The sequence below is a fragment of the Burkholderia sp. Bmkn7 genome, from assembly GCF_041103175.1.
Taxonomy (GTDB): Bacteria; Pseudomonadota; Gammaproteobacteria; order Burkholderiales; family Burkholderiaceae; genus Burkholderia; species Burkholderia cepacia.
Genome location: NZ_JBGCUH010000003.1, coordinates 2,755,633 through 2,772,260, shown reverse-complemented (window position 1 = coordinate 2,772,260; position 16,628 = coordinate 2,755,633). Strand labels below are relative to the sequence as shown.

Genomic DNA, 16,628 nt, shown 5'->3' with positions numbered 1-16,628 from the left:
GCGCGGGCCGGGCTTTTTTTAAGGTCATCAGACCCTTGAAGCGATGGGGGCAGTGGAGCGGCACGCGAAAGCGGGCGTGCCGGCTCGTGTCAGGCGGTCGCGCAGGCGCGCGCGTTCGGCGAGGAAATGGTGACGGATTCGACCGGGGCGGCGAGGCCGAGCAGCGTCGACGCGAGTACCTGCAACTGGCGGCCGTCGCTGGTCGAGCAGAAGCGGGGCGGCGCCGCGCGCGTGCCGGCCGGTGCACGCAGGTTGCGCTCGTCGAGAATCCGGGCGAGCTGGCGCGCGATTGCGTCGCTCGTGTCGACGATCGTCAGGCGGTCGCCCACAAGGTCACGAATCGTTTCCGTGAAGAACGGGTAATGCGTGCAGCCGAGTACCAGCGTATCGGCGCCGTCGTCGAGCATCGGCTGCAGATAGCTGTCGAGCAAGGCGCGCAAGGCGGGCGAATTCGTGTTGCCGCGCTCGATGGCCTCGACGAGCCCGTGGCCGGGCTGGCAGATGAAGCGGCGGCCGGCGCCGTAGCGGTCGAGCAGCGCCTGGAAGCGCGGGCTGTTCAGCGTCGACTGCGTGGCGAGGACGCCCGCGACGCCGCTCGCGGACACGGCGACCGCCGGCTTGATGCCCGGCTCGACGCCGACGAGCGGCATCGGCAGGTGTTCGCGGATCGCGGCGATCGCGCGTGCGGTTGCGGTGTTGCAGGCGATGACGAGCGCCTTCGCCCCTTCGCGGGCCAGCCACTCGCCGATTGCCAGCGTGCGTTCCGTAATGAACGCCTCATCGCGCGGACCATAAGGTGCGTGGTGCGAATCGGCGACGTAGATGAACGATTCGTCGGGCAGCTGCGCGCGCGCGGCGCGCAGTACCGACAGGCCACCCAGCCCTGAATCGAAGATGCCGATGGGGGCAACGGTCGTGGACGTCGCGGCGATAACGGAAGGTGTCGACATGAAAGGGCGGGTGGCGATGGCGGGAAGGGCGGAGCGCGCTTACTCCGGCGAACCCATCATCGTTTGCTGGTAGTTCTGCAGGCCGACCTTGCCGATCAGGTCGATCTGCGTTTCCAGCCAGTCGATGTGTTCTTCGGTGTCGTCGAGGATCTTTTCGAAGATCTCGCGCGACACGTAGTCACGAACCGATTCGCAATAGGCAATCGCTTCCTTGCAGGTGGACTGCGAGATCTGCTCGAGCTTCAGGTCGCACTTCAGGATCTCTTCGGTTTCCTCGCCGACGAGCAGCTTGTGCAGGTCCTGGAGGTTCGGCAGGCCGTCGAGCATGAATACGCGCTCGATCAGCCAGTCTGCGTGCTTCATTTCGCCGATCGACTCGTCGTACTCGTGCTTGCCCAGTTTCTCGAGGCCCCAGTGCTTGTACATGCGCGCATGCAGGAAGTACTGGTTGATCGCCGTGAGTTCATTCTTCAACTGGGCGTTCAGATATTCGATGACTTTCTTGTCGCCTTGCATGGCTTGTTCCTTGTTCAGTGGGGCTTCAGAAACCGAAAGATAATCGCTCGTACGAGAAAAGCCAAGCCTCAAAGCCTTGCCGGGCCTGCCTTTTGCATGTAATGAGAATCAGCCTCGAATAACCGGCCGCACACAATAATGAGAACGAGAAGCAAAAAGGCCGGACTTGCGTCCGGCCTTGCATTCGACCGCGCTTAAGCAGTTGCGACCGGGATCTTGCCGATCTTCGCCTGCCACTCCTTCGGGCCGGTCTGGTGCACCGACGTGCCCGACGAATCGACGGCGACCGTCACCGGCATGTCCTGCACGTCGAACTCGTAGATCGCTTCCATGCCGAGGTCCTCGAATGCGAGCACCTTCGCGCCGCGGATCGCCTTCGACACGAGGTATGCGGCGCCGCCGACGGCCATCAGGTAGGCCGCCTTGTGCTTCTTGATCGCGTCGATCGCGATCGGGCCGCGCTCGGCCTTGCCGACCATCGAGATCAGGCCGGTTTGCGCGAGCATCGTCTCGGTGAACTTGTCCATGCGCGTGGCCGTCGTCGGGCCTGCCGGGCCGACCACTTCGTCGCGCACCGGATCGACCGGGCCGACGTAGTAGATCACGCGGTTGGTGAAGTCGACCGGCAGCTTCTCGCCCTTCGCGAGCATGTCGGCGATGCGCTTGTGCGCAGCGTCGCGGCCGGTGAGCATCTTGCCCGACAGCAGCAGCGTCTGGCCCGGCGTCCAGCTGGCGACTTCTTCCGGCGTCAGCGTGTTCAGGTCGACGCGCTTGCTGGTTTCCGTGTTCGGTTCCCACTGGACCTTCGGCCATGCGTCGAGCGACGGTGCTTCAAGCTTGGCCGGGCCCGAGCCGTCGAGCACGAAGTGCGCGTGGCGCGTGGCCGCGCAGTTCGGGATCAGCGCGACCGGCTTCGATGCCGCGTGCGTCGGTGCCGCCATGATCTTCACGTCGAGCACGGTGGCCAGGCCGCCGAGGCCCTGTGCGCCGATGCCGAGCGCGTTGACCTTCTCGTGCAGCTCGACGCGCAGTTCCTCGACCCAGTCCTTCGGGCCGCGCGCAATGATTTCCTGGATGTCGATCGGCTCCATCAGCGATTCCTTCGCCATCAGCATCGCCTTCTCGGCGGTGCCGCCGATGCCGATCCCGAGCATGCCCGGCGGGCACCAGCCCGCGCCCATCGTCGGGACCGTCTTCAGCACCCAGTCGACGATCGAGTCGGAGGGGTTCAGCATCACGAACTTCGACTTGTTCTCCGAGCCGCCGCCCTTCGCCGCGACCTGCACGTCGACCTTGTCGCCCGGCACGATCTCGTAGTGGATCACGGCCGGCGTGTTGTCCTTCGTGTTCTTGCGGGCGCCTTCCGGCGGATTGACGATCGACGCGCGCAGCACGTTGTCCGGGTGCGTGTAACCGCGGCGCACGCCTTCGTTGATCATGTCGGTGAGGCCCATCGTCGCGCCGTCCCAGCGCACGTCCATGCCGACCTTCACGAAGATCGTGACGATGCCGGTGTCCTGGCAGATCGGACGCTTGCCTTCCGCGCACATGCGGCTGTTCGTGAGGATCTGCGCGATCGCATCCTTCGCGGCCGGGCTTTCTTCCAGTTCGTACGCGCGGCCGAGGGCCTGGATGTAGTCGAGCGGGTGGTAGTAGCTGATGTACTGCAGCGAATCCGCGATGCTCTGGATCAGGTCTTCCTGTTTGATGACGGTCATGGCTGAGACTCTGTGGGGACAGTGGGGAATGCGTTTATGCGTTGGCGGCCGCTTCGGCCGGCTTGCGGGGCTCGTTCGCTGCAGGCGCGTGCCCGTCGTGGGCGTGCGTCTCGTGGAAATGGGCCGGGTGCGTGTGCGTCGTCAGGCGGTCGACCCACGCCATCACGAGCGCCGACACCAGGAACGACACGTGGATGATCACCTGCCACATGATCGCGTGCATCGTGTGCTGGTCGGGGTTGATGAACGTCTTCAGCAGGTGGATCGACGAAATGCTGATCAGCGCCATCGACAGCTTGACCTTCAGCACGCCCGCATTCACGTGGTCGAGCCATTCGGGCTCGTCGGGGTGGCCCTCGATGCCGAGGCGCGACACGAACGTTTCGTAACCGCCGACGATCACCATGATCAGCAGGTTCGAGATCATCACCACGTCGATCAGGCCGAGCACCGCGAGCATCACGCTGATTTCGTCGAGGCTGGTCGCATGCGACAGCAGGTGCCAGACTTCCTTCAGGAACAGGAACACATAGACGGCCTGCGCGACGATCAGGCCGAGATAAAGCGGAACCTGGAGCCAGCGGCTCATGAAAATCAGCGCGGGAAGCGGGCGAAGCGGGCGACGCGCGGGGCGGCCGGGCGAATGCGGGGCGGACATGGTGGAGACTCGGGCGCGGTGCGCAGGTATCGGGGGTAATCTTGAAAAGGCGCGCTATTGTAACGCGTCGGCCGGCGCGACTGCAGTGACGCGCCGGCACGGCCAGGGACGGATCAGGACGCGGCGGCGGGCACGCGTTTCACGCGCAGGCTCGCGAGCACGATGCCGGTGACGACGCACGCGAGCGCGATGCCGTGGGCGAGGGTCGGGCGCTCGCCGAGGAACACGATGCCATACGCGGCCGCGGCGACCGGCAGCACCGCGCTGAACACGCCGGCGAGGCTGCCCGGCACGTGCCGGATGCCCTTCATCCACAGCCAGAACGAGAAGATGCTGGCCGACAGGCCGTACCAGACGACGAGCGCCCAGGTGCCGGCCGGCACGCTCGCGTAATCGAAATGCCACATGGCCGTCGCGCCGAGCGGCAGCATCAGGCATAGGCCGAACAGGTGCGTGTACGCGCAGATGTCGATCGGCGCGAGCGTCTGCGTGAGGCGGCGCGACAGGATCACGTAGATCGATTCGCAGCACACCGCGCCGAGGATCAGCAGGTTGCCGGTGAGCGACGACGATGCGCCGTGCCCGGCGGCGCTGCCGTTCGCGAGGTTGATCGTCACGACGCCGGCGATCGCGAGCGCGATCGACACGAGCGCACGGCCGTTCGGTTTTTCACGCAGGATCAGCCACGCGAACAGCGCGACGATCGCCGGAATCGTGCTGGTGATCACGCCGGCCGCGACCGCGCTCGTGCGCTGCACCCCGTTCAGCATCAGCAGCGTGAACATGAAGGTGCCGAAGAACGCCTGCAGGAACAGGTTCAGCCATTCGCCGCGCTTGACGGTGCGCATCTTCACCGGGCTGAACAGCGGCCACAGCACGGCGATCGCAATCACGAAGCGCAGTGTGGCGAGGATGGCGACGGGAACGAAGGCGACGATCGATTTGCCGATACCGACATTGCTGCCGACGAACAGCATCGACAGGACGAGAAAGAAAGCATAGCGATTCAAGCTGGAATCCGGAAGGCGAGTTCAGTTAGGATTGTAGGGTCGCGCTCGTTACAGCGTAAAGCTGCAAGCGGCGCCGCCCGGCGGGCGAAACGGCCGTGCCGCGTAAGTGACGGGTAAGTTGGAGCGCTTATTGTGGACACTGTCGGGTCGCCCGGTCGCCATCGTGCGACGTGGTGCGGCGCAGCATCGCGCAGCGGCCTTCGGGCCGTGCGCGGGTGGTGGGTAGGAGACAGCGGCGCGCATGCGCCGGCCAAGACGCGCGGCGCGCACGATCGCGCCGCCATGCAGAGGATTCATGTTCACCAAGGGGTTGTCGATGTCTGCGATTGAATCGGTTCTTCACGAAACCCGCCAGTTTGCGCCGCCCGCGGCGCTCGAGCAGGCGGCGACCATTTCCGGCATGCCGGCCTATCGGGCGCTCGTCGCCGAGGCCGAGCGCGATTACGAAGGCTTCTGGGCGCGCCTCGCGCGCGAGGGCCTCGCGTGGCACAAGCCGTTCACCAAAGTGCTCGACGAGTCCAACGCGCCGTTCTACAAGTGGTTCGACGACGGCGAGCTGAACGCGTCGTACAACTGCCTCGACCGTCACGTCGAAGCCGGCAACGGCGAGCGCGTCGCGGTGATCTTCGAAGCCGACGACGGCACCGTCACGCGCGTCACCTATGCGGATCTCCTCGCCCGCGTGTCGCGTTTCGCGAATGCGCTGAAGAAGCGCGGCATCGGCAAGGGCGACCGCGTCGTCATCTATATCCCGATGTCGATCGAAGGCATCGTCGCGATGCAGGCCTGCGCCCGCATCGGCGCGACGCACTCGGTCGTGTTCGGCGGCTTCTCCGCGAAGTCGCTGAACGAGCGGCTCGTCGACGTCGGCGCGACGGCACTGATCACGGCCGACGAGCAGGCACGCGGCGGCAAGACGCTGCCGCTCAAGAGCATCGCCGACGAGGCGCTTGCGCTGGGCGGCTGCGAAGCGGTGAAGAGCGTGATCGTCTATCGCCGCACCGGCGGCAAGATCGACTGGCATGCCGACCGCGACCTCTGGATGCACGAACTGACGGCCGGCGAGTCCGACACGTGCGAGCCGGAGTGGGTGAGCGCCGAGCATCCGCTGTTCATCCTGTATACGTCGGGCTCGACCGGCAAGCCGAAGGGTGTGCAACACAGCACCGGCGGCTACCTGCTGTGGGCCGCGCAGACGATGAAGTGGACCTTCGACTGGAAGCCCACCGACGTGTTCTGGTGCACGGCCGACATCGGCTGGGTCACCGGCCACACGTACATCACGTACGGCCCGCTCGCCTGCGGCGGCACGCAGGTCGTGTTCGAGGGCGTGCCGACCTACCCGGACGCCGGCCGCTTCTGGAAGATGATCGGCGACCACAAGGTCAGCGTGTTCTACACCGCGCCGACCGCGATCCGTTCGCTGATCAAGGCCGCCGAGGCCGACGACAAGGTGCATCCGAAGAGCTACGACCTGTCGAGCCTGCGCATCATCGGCACGGTCGGCGAGCCGATCAATCCGGAAGCGTGGATGTGGTATCACAAGCACGTCGGCCAAGAGCGCTGCCCGATCGTCGATACGTGGTGGCAGACCGAGACGGGCGGCCACATGATCACGCCGCTGCCGGGCGCGACGCCGACCGTGCCCGGTTCGTGCACGCTGCCGCTGCCGGGCATCATGGCCGCGGTGGTCGACGAAACCGGCCAGGACGTGCCGAACGGGCAAGGCGGCATTCTCGTCGTCAAGCGCCCGTGGCCCGCGATGATCCGCACGATCTGGGGCGACCCGGAACGCTTCAGGAAGAGCTATTACCCCGAGGAACTCGGCGGCACGCTCTATCTCGCGGGCGACGGCACCGTTCGCGACAAGGACACCGGCTACTTCACGATCATGGGCCGGATCGACGACGTGCTGAACGTGTCGGGCCACCGGCTCGGCACGATGGAGATCGAATCGGCGCTGGTCTCGCACGAGCTGGTGGCCGAGGCGGCCGTGGTCGGCCGTCCTGACGACACGACGGGCGAGGCGGTGGTCGCGTTCGTGGTGCTCAAGCGTTCGCGTCCGGAAGGCGAGGAGGCCGCGGCGCTCGCGAAGACGCTGCGCGACTGGGTCGGCAAGCAGATCGGGCCGATCGCGAAGCCGAAGGACATCCGCTTCGGCGACAACCTGCCGAAGACGCGCTCGGGCAAGATCATGCGGCGCCTGCTGCGTTCGCTCGCCAAGGGCGAAGCGATCACGCAGGACACGTCCACGCTCGAGAACCCGGCCATCCTCGAGCAGCTCGCCGAAGTGCGCTGACCGTACCGGTTGCGTATCACGCGCACGAGCCCCTGCGCGGCAATCCCGATTGCCCGCGCAGGGGCTTTTTGTTACATAACGGCATGACCGTTCCGACCCGATCCGCGCCTGCCGCGCCACCGCCCGTTCCCGAGCCGCTCGCGCGTGCCCATGCACGCTACTGGCGCTTCAACGTCGCGCTGATCGCGGTGCTGATGGCGATCGGTTTCGCCGTGTCGTTCATCGTGCCGTTCTTCGGGCCCGCGCTCGCGAGCGTGCGCTTCGCCGGGTTCAGCCTGCCGTTCTACGTCGGTGCGCAGGGCGCGATTCTCGTGTATCTCGTGCTGATCGTCGCGTACATCGGGCTGATGCAACGCGCCGACCGCACGCTGCGCCGCGCGTACGACGATCATGCGGCACGTACCGGCCATCCGAACGGCGGGCGCTGATTCATGCTGACGCATCGACTGATCCGCGCGTATGCGCTCTACACGCTGGGGTTTCTCGGGTTCGTGCTGCTGATGTGGCGGATCGAGCGCGCCACCGGCTCCGGCGTCTGGATCGGCTACGTGTTCCTGTTCGTGCCGATCGCGGTGTACGCGGTGATCGGGCTGCTGTCGCGCACGTCCGATCTCGTCGAATACTACGTGGCCGGGCGGCGCGTGCCGTCCGCCTTCAACGGGATGGCGACGGCGGCCGACTGGCTGTCGGCCGCGTCGTTCATCGGCCTGGCCGGTTCGCTCTATACGACCGGCTACGATGCGCTCGCGTACGTGATGGGCTGGACGGGCGGGTTCTGCCTCGTCGCGTTCCTGCTTGCGCCGTATGTGCGCAAGCTCGCGCGCTACACGATTCCCGATTTTCTCGGTACGCGCTTTTCGAGCACGGCCGTGCGTGCGCTCGCGGCCGGCGCGGCGATCCTGTGTTCGTTCGTGTACCTGGTCGCGCAGATCCAGGGGATCGGCCTGATCGCGACGCGCTTCATCGGCGTCGATTTCGCGATCGGGATCTTCTGCGGGCTCGCGGGCATTCTCGTGTGCTCGTTTCTCGGCGGAATGCGCGCGGTCACCTGGACGCAGGTCGCGCAGTACATCATCCTGATCAGCGCGATCCTGATTCCGGTGTCGCTGATCGCGATGAAGAACGGGCTCGGCCCGGTGCCGCAGTTCAGCTACGGCAAGCTGATGGAGCGCGTCGCGGCGCGCGAGGCGCAGGTGCGCGATGCGTCCGACGAACAGCAGGTGCGCGACGCGTATCGACGACAAGCCGCGGACATCCAGACGCGGCTCGACCGGCTGCCTTCGTCGTATGCGGATGCACGCCGGCATCTCGCCGACCAGCTGGCCGACCTGCGGCGCCACAACGGGCCGCTGCGCGAGATCAGCCAGCGCGAGCGCGAGCTGGCGGACTTTCCGCGCGATCCGGCGGCGGCGCGGGTCGCGTGGACGCAGGCGCGTGACGACCTGCTGGCCCGTGCCGAGCCGCCCGTGCCGATGCACGAACCGTTTCCCGCCGCGAGCGATGACGAGCGCAAGCCGCGCGAGCGGAATTTCCTCGCGCTGCTGCTGTGCCTGTCGCTCGGCACCGCGAGCCTGCCGCACATCCTGACGCGTTACAACACGACCACGTCGGTCGCGTCGGCGCGGCGCTCGGTCGGGTGGACCCTGTTCTTCATCGCGCTGTTCTACCTCAGCGTGCCGGTGCTCGCGGTGCTGATCAAGTACGAGATCCTCGCGAACCTCGTCGGGCGGCCGTTCGCCGAATTGCCGGCGTGGGTCACGCAGTGGCATCACTTCGAACCCGACCTGATCAGCGTCGTCGAGGTGATTCGCGGTGGCATCGTGCACTGGTCGGAAATCCAGATGCAGCCGGACATGGTCGTACTGGCCGCGCCGGAGATTGCCGGGTTGCCGTACGTCGTGTCGGGACTGATCGCGGCCGGTGCGCTTGCCGCGGCGCTGTCGACCGCGGACGGGCTGCTGCTGACGATCGCGAACGCGCTGTCGCACGACGTCTACTACTGCATGGTCGCGCCCGACGCATCGAGCCAGCGGCGCGTGACGATCTCGAAAGTGCTGCTGCTCGGCGTCGCGCTGTTCGCGTCGTATGTCGCGTCGCTCAATACGGGGAAGATCCTGTTTCTCGTCGGCGCCGCGTTCTCGCTGGCGGCCTCGAGCTTCTTTCCGGTGCTGGTGCTCGGCGTGTTCTGGAAGCGCACGACGACGCGCGGTGCGATCGCCGGGATGGTGACCGGGCTCGCGGTGTGCGTGTACTACATCGTGTCGACCTATCCGTACTTCACTCAGCTGACGGGATTCGCGGGGCGCACGTGGTTCGGGATCGAGTCGATCAGTTCGGGAGTATTCGGGGTGCCGGCGGGGTTCGCGGTGGCGATCATCGTGAGTCTGTTCGATCGAAAGCCGGATGACTATACGCGGGCGCTGGTGGATTACATCCGGCATCCGTGACGCGGGTGTCGTTCGGCATGCTCGCGTGCCGGGGCAGCCGGTATCGGCGCCGTGACGGGCGGGTCAGAGCGCGGAAATGCCGAGTTCGGCGCCCTTGGTCGTCTGCACCCGGCTGAAATCGCAGCTTCCGTCCGTCATCCCCTTGGCGTTCGGTATCGCGACGCACACGTACGCACGGATGCCATGAGGCAGTGCCACGTGGCGAAACTCGCCGACCTTGATCGTCGCGACCCGGTCGACGGCAAAGCGATCGTTGATCGGTGTCGCGCTCGACGGGATCGACATCGTCACTTCCGACGCGGCGTTTCCGGTTTGCGATTTCAGCGTCTGGCTGCTGCCGATCTCTCCGCTGACCGAGAAGCGTATCGCCGCCTGTCCTTCGGACACGCGTTGAACCGTGACCGCAAGCGTCGGCATGGCGATTCCCGCCGCGCATTTGCCGGCAGCGCACTCACGAACGGAAAGCAGCGTGCGAAACGGGGATGCAGGCTGACCGATGACCGACAGGCCGGTAGACGATCCGCCGTCGCGCAGCGCCTTGTCGACCGGCGGGGGAGAGGTCACCGCGACGGTGGTGGTGATCGACGGCGGCGAAAATGCCGTTGCGCAAGCTGACAGCATCGTCGAAGCGACAATCGTCATGGCGAACCCTGGACTGAATCGCATGGATCTGACTCGCGGAGCTGAAACCTCGGATATCGTCAGAAGAATACACATCTTTAGCGAGCGGTGTTCGGGGTTCGATGTGCGATGGGTGCTCGGTCCAGACGACGCAGCGGATCGGACGAGCGGGCGTGCCGGCCACGATCTGCTCCGTCGAGCATGGCTTGCGTTTCATCGCCAACCTCCCGTTCCTGACGGGGAAATTGCCGCCGACGCACTAACACTCGTTTGTGTCCAGGATTCCTGGAGCAGATCTGGGTTCACGCCAGCGGCAACGAGTTGACCGAGAAACTTCCGCACGATCTTCCAGACTCAGCGTCAGCTTGCGTCAAGTCGGCAAATATTTCTCGGACTTTTTGGCGCGACCTTTTACAATAATTCTTGAATCATGCAATCAATCATTTTTAATGAAGCCATGAAAAAATCATCCCGCTTGTGTTTTTAATTTTACCAATAACCTCTTTTGCTGACGCGTGTGCCAATAGCGGGAACGTATACGGCGACTTGTCTTGTGTCAACCAAGCCCTCGATAAATCAAAAAAAGAACTCAATTTGATTTATCAAAAACTTTACTCTGCCACGCAGTACAAGAATGAATTTGAGCAATCTCAGAAGGCTTGGCTCAATTACCGGGACAAGCAGTGCAACGGTTATATTGCAGCCGAGGCGTCGCAATCCCAAGGCGCCGGCTCCGGTCTGGTCACAAAAGATTGCCTTGCCACGATAACAAAACAGCGGGTTGATTATTTAAGGACTCTTCTCGGGAAATAGTAGCCTGACGTGATGAATTTAATTCGTATCGGAGACGACACCCGGCCACGGATCAAAGTCGAAACTGGTTCTACGTCAATTCGATTCGACGGCCGGTATGTCGCACGCAAAGGCGGTGATTCGTCTATGACGGACGGCGCTGTTTAACAGATGCCTATTGGATTGGCCTGGTGGAGAAACTCGATGGCTGAGCGTAGCGGGACCGCCTCCTCCCAAATGGAACGGTGAACGCCGAGCACGATTACATCGCCGTGCCCGAGCTCTTTCAAGTTTCGCGCCAGTCGCTAAGGTTCACCGCACAAGGAATTGTCCGGGATGACTAGCTGACCGTATTGAGCAGAGAATCCCGCTGCTACGGGATTCAACCTCAGCTCGATGTTTCCGCCTGTCCGCACTTCTTCGATCGCGAACAATTGGGCATCACTCAGGGCAATGGAAAAGGTGTGGCAGACAACACCGCCCCTCTGTGCTGGGAGCCAGCTGAATCGGAAGATCGGGACGCACGTCCCCGGACCGGCTCGACCAGTGCCACATATCGCCGAGTCTCGCGCGCAACGGATGACCGAAGAGTCCTTGCGACGCTCTTGGCAAGTCGAGGAATCGACGTTTGATGGTCTGCTTGTGAGCCGAAAAACAAAAAACCCCGTAAGTCATTGACTTTACGGGGTTTTCGACATTGTCCTGGCGGAGAGAGGGGGATTCGAACCCCCGATAGGCGATTAACCTATACACGCTTTCCAGGCGTGCGACTTAAACCACTCATCCATCTCTCCGGAAGACCGAGAGTATAGCAAACTCTGGCGGCAGCCCGCCACTCCCTTCGGCGATCGTCGGAAATCCGTCGTCATCGACAGCCATACCGACCGCGGCTCGCCTTGTATCGGGTACCCGCCGGTCGTCGGCGGCCAGTACGACTTGTTCGTGACATTGCGTACGGTTGCGTGCAACGTCGTCTTCCTGCCGAACAGCGCCGTCGCACAACGCGCACCGAGATCGTGGCGGTCCCACGCCGGGATCGACGCCACGCGACCGCCGAGCGGACCTCGGGGCGAACATGCGATCATGAGCCGTTCGAATGCGTCGCCATTGTTCGCGCACGCCGGCAGCGGCCCGCGCGGCCGAAGACGACGACGCCATCCCGTTCGCAAGCTCCCTTCAGAAGGAACGCCACGCCATGTCGCTGTCCGCCTTGCTCGCTTTTGCCCTGATCCTCTCCGTCGGCGTCGCGACGCCCGGCCCGACGGTGTTGCTCGCGATGAGCAACGGCTCACGGTACGGATTGCGTCACGCACTGGTCGGCATGCTCGGCGCCGTTACCGCCGATGTCGTGATGGTCGCGCTGGTCGGGTTCGGTCTCGGGATGCTGCTCGAAGCATCGGAAACGGCGTTCGTCACGCTGAAGCTGGCCGGTGCCGCGTGGCTCGCCTATGTCGGTGTGCGGATGCTGCTCTCGTCCGGCGGCCGTGCTGCCGCGCAGGCAGTCGATCAGGCGATCCCCGATCGCCGGACCGCGTTCCTGAAGAGTTTTTTCGTCGCCATGAGCAACCCGAAGTATTACCTGTTCATGTCCGCGCTGCTGCCGCAGTTCGTCGACCGGTCGCACGCGATCGCGCCGCAGTACGCGATCCTCGCAGCCACGATCGTCGCGATCGACGTCGTCGGGATGACCGGCTACGCGCTGCTCGGCGTGCACTCGGTGCGCGTGTGGAAAGCGGCCGGCGAGAAGTGGCTGAACCGCGTCAGCGGGTCGCTGCTGCTGATTCTCGCGGGATATGTCGCGTTGTACCGCAAGGCCGCGAACTGACGCGACGATGCTTCCGGCGCACGATCTCGGCCAACCGGCCCGGCGATGAAGCCGATCGAACGCTTCGCGCTCGAAACGCACGACGGCTCGTACGAAACGTGGCCGTCGCGTACCGCCGTGCTCGTGAACGGCGAGCGCTCGGGCCTCACGGTTTCCGGTTACGTGCTGCTTCGCCAGTTCGAGACGCCGGCCGCTTATCTGCTCGTCACCAACTACGACTGCCTGTTCGAGGAGGCCGTCACGTTCACGCTCGTGTCGAAGGATCCATTGACGGAAATCGCGCGGCGCACGGTCGGCGCGATGTATGCGTCGTGCCATCTGGACGACCTCGCGTGGGCCGACGACCGGCATTTCAGCGCGACGTTCGTGGACATCGACGGACGATGGGATTTTACGATTCGTGACCGATCGGTGCCGTTCATCCTGCCCAGGCTCGGGATGAATCGCGTGCGGGATCGCTAATGCGCGATCGGTGTCCGCGAGGGGATTGGCCCCGTGAGTGCGCCGTCTGAAACCCGTTCAAACAGGCGGTTTCATTTCTCTTTCGCATTGATCGGACATGTAAGTTTCGGCGTGTCCGAATCTCGCGTGGCCGGCCCGCATGGCGGCAGGAGCGGGGGCGCCCGGGCATGACGTCCGTTCATCACCTTACAAAATGAATGGAAATTGAAAGAATTCCTTCCCTTGACGCAAGGCGCTCGGGCCATTTATTGTCCGTCTGCCGCCCGTGAGAGAGCACGGCGGTTATCGCGGATGCGCGCCACGCGCGCACGACAACACGCAGCAGAAAGCAGAAAAGGAAACGTGGTAGCCACATGAAGCCGCTATTCGATGACAAGAACTCCGATGCGGTCAGCGATCGTCCTTCCACCCCGTCTTCGTCACCCGTCGCCGTGCCTGCCGCCGCCGTCGCCGTGCCGGCCGCGCGCCCGGCGGAGAATGTCCGCCTGATCACCGTCGACGAGATCGACCAGCTCGGCGCGACGCAGGGCACGCGAATCGCCGCTTTTTCCCAGCAGATTCTCGCGAGCGTCCGTGCGTCGGATGCCGACCAGTTCGGTGACAAGCTCAACGAATTGATCGCGACCGCGAAGGGGCTCGATCCGCGCGGTGCCGACAAGGGCGGGCTGCTCACGCAGGTCACGCGGCTGTTTCGCTCGACCAAGGAGAAGCTGCTGTCGCAATACGAATCGGTGAGCAAGCGGATGGACACGCTCGTCGTCGAGCTCGAGAGCCATGCGCGGCGCCAGAAGGCCGGCATCGACGAGCTCGAGCGGATGTACAACGACAACTACGCGCTGCACCAGGAGCTCGCGCAGTCGAAGGCGCTCGGCGAAACGGCGCTCGCGACGCTGCGTGCGCATCTCGCGGCCGGCCAGCAGCCGGCGGACGACGCGTTCGCCGCACAACGCCTGCTCGACGTGCAGCGCAAGGTCGACGCGCTCGAAAGCAAGCTCGACGACCTCGACCGCGCGATGCTGATGTCGAAGCAGCTCGCGCCGCAGATCCGCATGGAGCAGGACCAGAAACGCACGCTGACGTCGAAGTTCATGACGATCAAGACCGTGCTGATCCCCGCGTGGACCAATGCGTTCGCGCTCTACCTCGAGCAGCTCAGCACGAAGCGCGCGGCGGCACTCGCGAACGCGACGTACGACGCGGCCGACGAGGCGATCCGCGCGCAGGCCGACCTGAACCGCCAGAACGCGCAGGAAGTCGCGAAGCTCGGCCAGCGCCCGGTGATCTCGACCGACACGTTCGAATACGCGCAGCAGCAGCTGTTCGGCGCATTCGACGACATCACGCAGATCATCGCCGACGGCAAGCGCCAGCGCGAGCAGGACGCGCCGCGCCTGCGCCAGCTCGAACAGGACCTGATCACCCGATTCGCTCCGAAGCACAACTGAGAGAACTGAGAGAACACCGCATGATTACGCTTGAGAAACGCGCGGCGAAGGTCGCGATCGTCCTCGAAAAACGCCAGATCCTGAAGCCGCCCGTCGTGCGCGTCGGCGCGGCGCTCGACATCTCCGGCTCCGCGAAGCCGCTCTACCAGTCGGGCGTGATCCAGGAGACGCACGACCGGATCCTCGGCATCGCACTGAAGTTCGACGACAACGGCGAAGTCGACACGTGGACCTTCACCGAAGGCTACAACCGGCTGCCGACCGCGACGCCGGACAACTACGGTTCGTACATTTCCGACCACGTGCTCGAAGCGCGGATCGACAAATGGGGCGGCACGCAGTACGCGCCGGTGATGAACGACATCGTCGACTTCTTCTTCCGGGCGCCGCAGCCGTCGCCGAAACGCGAAGAGAAGCGCGGCTTCCTGAGCCGGCTGTTCGGCGGCGCGGACGAGACGCCGGCACCGGCGGCTTCCGCGCCGGTGAACGGCCATCTGCCCGCATGGGTACTGTTCGTCACCGACGGGCAGAACCCTAAGAACGATCGCAAGCGCGTGCGCCAGCTGCTGGCCGAGTCGCAGCACTACCCACTGTACTGGTCGCTCGTCGGCGTCGGCGACCCGAGCGAATTCGGCTTCCTCGCGGAAATCGCGGAAGAGATGCCGAACGTCGGCTTCCTGCATCTCGAATCGCTCGACATCAGCGACGAACAGATCTACGAACAGTTGATCACGCAGGAATTCTGCGACTGGGTGCGCGCGAAGTAAGCGTGGCCCGCACGTCATTTTTTCCCGAAACTCGAAACCCCACATCATGTTGAAAGACTTCAAGATCCCGCTGTCGCTCACGGCGCTCGCACTGGTCGCCGCGTATTTCCTCGGCGGCGTGAAAGACATGCTGATCGTCGCGGTCCTGTGCGTGCTCGAAATCTCGTTGTCGCTCGACAACGCGGTCGTCAACGCCTCCGTGCTCAAGAACTGGTCGGAGAAATGGCGCAACCGCTTCATGGTGTTCGGCCTGCCGGTCGCCGTGTTCGGCATGCGGCTCGTGTTCCCGCTGCTGATCGTCGCGGTGATCGGCCACATCGGCATGTGGGATGCGCTGACGCTCGCGATCGAGTCGCCGGAGAAGTACGCGGCGATCCTGACTTCCGCGCATCACCAGGTGTCGGCGTTCGGCGGCGCGTTCCTGCTGATGGTGTTCTTCAAGTTCATGCTCGACACCGAGAAGGACGAGCACTGGATCGGTTTCCTCGAAAGCCCGATGCGTCATCTCGGCCGCATCACCGCGCTGGAAGTGGCGCTGACGCTCGCGATCGTGATCGTCGCATCGTTCTACGTGCCGTCGGCGGAACAGGTCGCCTTCCTGCTGGCGGGCGCGTTCGGCGTGATCAGCTTCGTGATCGCACACGGTATCGGCGACCTGATCGGCGGCGAGGAAACGGGCACGCGCGTGGTGCGCGAAGGCGTCGCGGGTTTCATGTATCTCGAGGTGCTCGATTCGTCGTTCAGCTTCGACGGCGTGATCGGCGCATTCGCGCTGTCGAACAACATCTTCCTGATCGCGCTCGGCCTCGGCGTCGGCGCGGCCTATATCCGGGAGATGACGCTCGTGCTGCTGAAGAAGGGCACGCTCGCGCAGTACCGCTATCTCGAGCACGGCGCGTTCTGGGCGATCGGTGCGCTCGCAACGATCATGTTCCTCGGCGTGAAGTTCGAGGTGCCCGAGGTCATCACGGGCCTGGTCGGCGCGGCGATGATCGCCGCGGCCGTGTGGTCGTCGATCGTCGTGCAGCGCAAGGAAGACCGCACCGCGGTGGCCGGCGAATAAGCGCGCGCCGCACGAAAGCCATCAACGAGGGGGCCGCGTAGGGCGGCCCGGTATT

The 16,628-nt window shown here is 64.5% G+C and carries 15 protein-coding genes, 1 tRNA gene and 2 pseudogenes; 10 read left to right on the top strand and 8 right to left on the bottom strand.

Features of this window, described 5'->3' with window-relative positions; all coding sequences use genetic code 11:
* Positions 1–89: 89 nt before the first annotated feature.
* The 5 genes from murI to AB3K92_RS34430 form a co-directional block, all read right to left on the bottom strand.
* Positions 90–950 carry a glutamate racemase gene (murI, locus tag AB3K92_RS34450; protein WP_226202979.1) on the bottom strand — a complete coding sequence of 287 codons (861 nt, stop codon included), beginning with the start codon at positions 948–950 and terminating at the stop codon, positions 90–92.
* A 39-nt stretch (positions 951–989) separates the two neighbouring features.
* On the bottom strand, positions 990–1,466 hold the full coding sequence (gene bfr, locus AB3K92_RS34445) for a bacterioferritin (protein ID WP_011352652.1): 477 nt from the start codon (positions 1,464–1,466) through the stop codon (positions 990–992).
* A 194-nt stretch (positions 1,467–1,660) separates the two neighbouring features.
* The gene (locus AB3K92_RS34440) at positions 1,661–3,184 is read right to left on the bottom strand and encodes a fumarate hydratase (RefSeq protein WP_059491928.1); all 1,524 of its coding nucleotides are present in this window, start codon (positions 3,182–3,184) and stop codon (positions 1,661–1,663) included.
* Positions 3,185–3,218: 34 nt separating this feature from the next.
* Positions 3,219–3,842, bottom strand: a complete 624-nt coding sequence (locus AB3K92_RS34435) for a TIGR00645 family protein (protein WP_042977899.1) — start codon at positions 3,840–3,842, stop codon at positions 3,219–3,221.
* A 113-nt stretch (positions 3,843–3,955) separates the two neighbouring features.
* Complete coding sequence (locus tag AB3K92_RS34430) at positions 3,956–4,852, bottom strand: DMT family transporter (protein ID WP_021163402.1); 897 nt, start codon at positions 4,850–4,852, stop codon at positions 3,956–3,958.
* A 316-nt stretch (positions 4,853–5,168) separates the two neighbouring features.
* Between AB3K92_RS34430 and acs the strand changes: the two genes are divergently transcribed.
* From acs to AB3K92_RS34415, 3 genes are all read left to right on the top strand, one after another.
* Positions 5,169–7,151, top strand: a complete 1,983-nt coding sequence (gene acs, locus AB3K92_RS34425) for an acetate--CoA ligase (protein WP_318827011.1) — start codon at positions 5,169–5,171, stop codon at positions 7,149–7,151.
* Positions 7,152–7,234: 83 nt separating this feature from the next.
* Entirely contained in the window at positions 7,235–7,579 is a 345-nt protein-coding gene (locus tag AB3K92_RS34420; RefSeq protein WP_021163615.1) for a DUF4212 domain-containing protein, read from the top strand.
* A 3-nt stretch (positions 7,580–7,582) separates the two neighbouring features.
* Entirely contained in the window at positions 7,583–9,598 is a 2,016-nt protein-coding gene (locus AB3K92_RS34415) for a sodium:solute symporter family protein (RefSeq protein ID WP_021163614.1), read from the top strand.
* A gap of 63 nt (positions 9,599–9,661) precedes the next feature.
* Here the strand turns inward: AB3K92_RS34415 and AB3K92_RS34410 are convergent, their stop codons facing one another.
* Entirely contained in the window at positions 9,662–10,264 is a 603-nt protein-coding gene (locus AB3K92_RS34410) for a hypothetical protein (protein ID WP_369466674.1), read from the bottom strand.
* A gap of 432 nt (positions 10,265–10,696) precedes the next feature.
* On the opposite strand from AB3K92_RS34410, the gene AB3K92_RS34405 reads away from it, so the two are divergent.
* Together AB3K92_RS34405 and AB3K92_RS34400 are read left to right on the top strand one after the other, a co-directional pair.
* Positions 10,697–11,032, top strand: coding sequence for a lysozyme inhibitor LprI family protein (locus tag AB3K92_RS34405; protein ID WP_369466673.1), 336 nt, complete (start codon positions 10,697–10,699; stop codon positions 11,030–11,032).
* A 9-nt stretch (positions 11,033–11,041) separates the two neighbouring features.
* Positions 11,042–11,146 (top strand): annotated as a pseudogene (locus AB3K92_RS34400) (PAAR domain-containing protein); the annotation flags it as partial.
* A 568-nt stretch (positions 11,147–11,714) separates the two neighbouring features.
* Here AB3K92_RS34400 and AB3K92_RS34395 read toward each other — a convergent pair.
* Positions 11,715–11,805: transfer RNA gene (locus tag AB3K92_RS34395), tRNA-Ser, on the bottom strand.
* A 60-nt stretch (positions 11,806–11,865) separates the two neighbouring features.
* Positions 11,866–12,051, bottom strand: a pseudogene (locus AB3K92_RS34390) (hypothetical protein); the annotation flags it as partial.
* Positions 12,052–12,206: 155 nt separating this feature from the next.
* Here AB3K92_RS34390 and AB3K92_RS34385 point away from each other — a divergent pair.
* The 5 genes from AB3K92_RS34385 (at position 12,207) to AB3K92_RS34365 (ending at position 16,573) form a co-directional block, all read left to right on the top strand.
* Positions 12,207–12,836, top strand: coding sequence for a LysE family translocator (locus AB3K92_RS34385; RefSeq protein ID WP_059587943.1), 630 nt, complete (start codon positions 12,207–12,209; stop codon positions 12,834–12,836).
* A gap of 45 nt (positions 12,837–12,881) precedes the next feature.
* Positions 12,882–13,298: a hypothetical protein gene (locus AB3K92_RS34380; protein ID WP_059587903.1), complete on the top strand. Its 417-nt coding sequence runs from the start codon at positions 12,882–12,884 to the stop codon at positions 13,296–13,298.
* Positions 13,299–13,651: 353 nt separating this feature from the next.
* Positions 13,652–14,743, top strand: a complete 1,092-nt coding sequence (locus AB3K92_RS34375) for a toxic anion resistance protein (protein WP_059486459.1) — start codon at positions 13,652–13,654, stop codon at positions 14,741–14,743.
* A 20-nt stretch (positions 14,744–14,763) separates the two neighbouring features.
* Positions 14,764–15,510, top strand: coding sequence for a VWA domain-containing protein (locus tag AB3K92_RS34370; RefSeq protein ID WP_021163607.1), 747 nt, complete (start codon positions 14,764–14,766; stop codon positions 15,508–15,510).
* Between the two features lie 46 nt (positions 15,511–15,556).
* Positions 15,557–16,573 (top strand): DUF475 domain-containing protein, encoded by a 1,017-nt coding sequence (locus AB3K92_RS34365; RefSeq protein WP_021163606.1) that lies wholly within the window; start codon positions 15,557–15,559, stop codon positions 16,571–16,573.
* Positions 16,574–16,628: the final 55 nt, after the last annotated feature.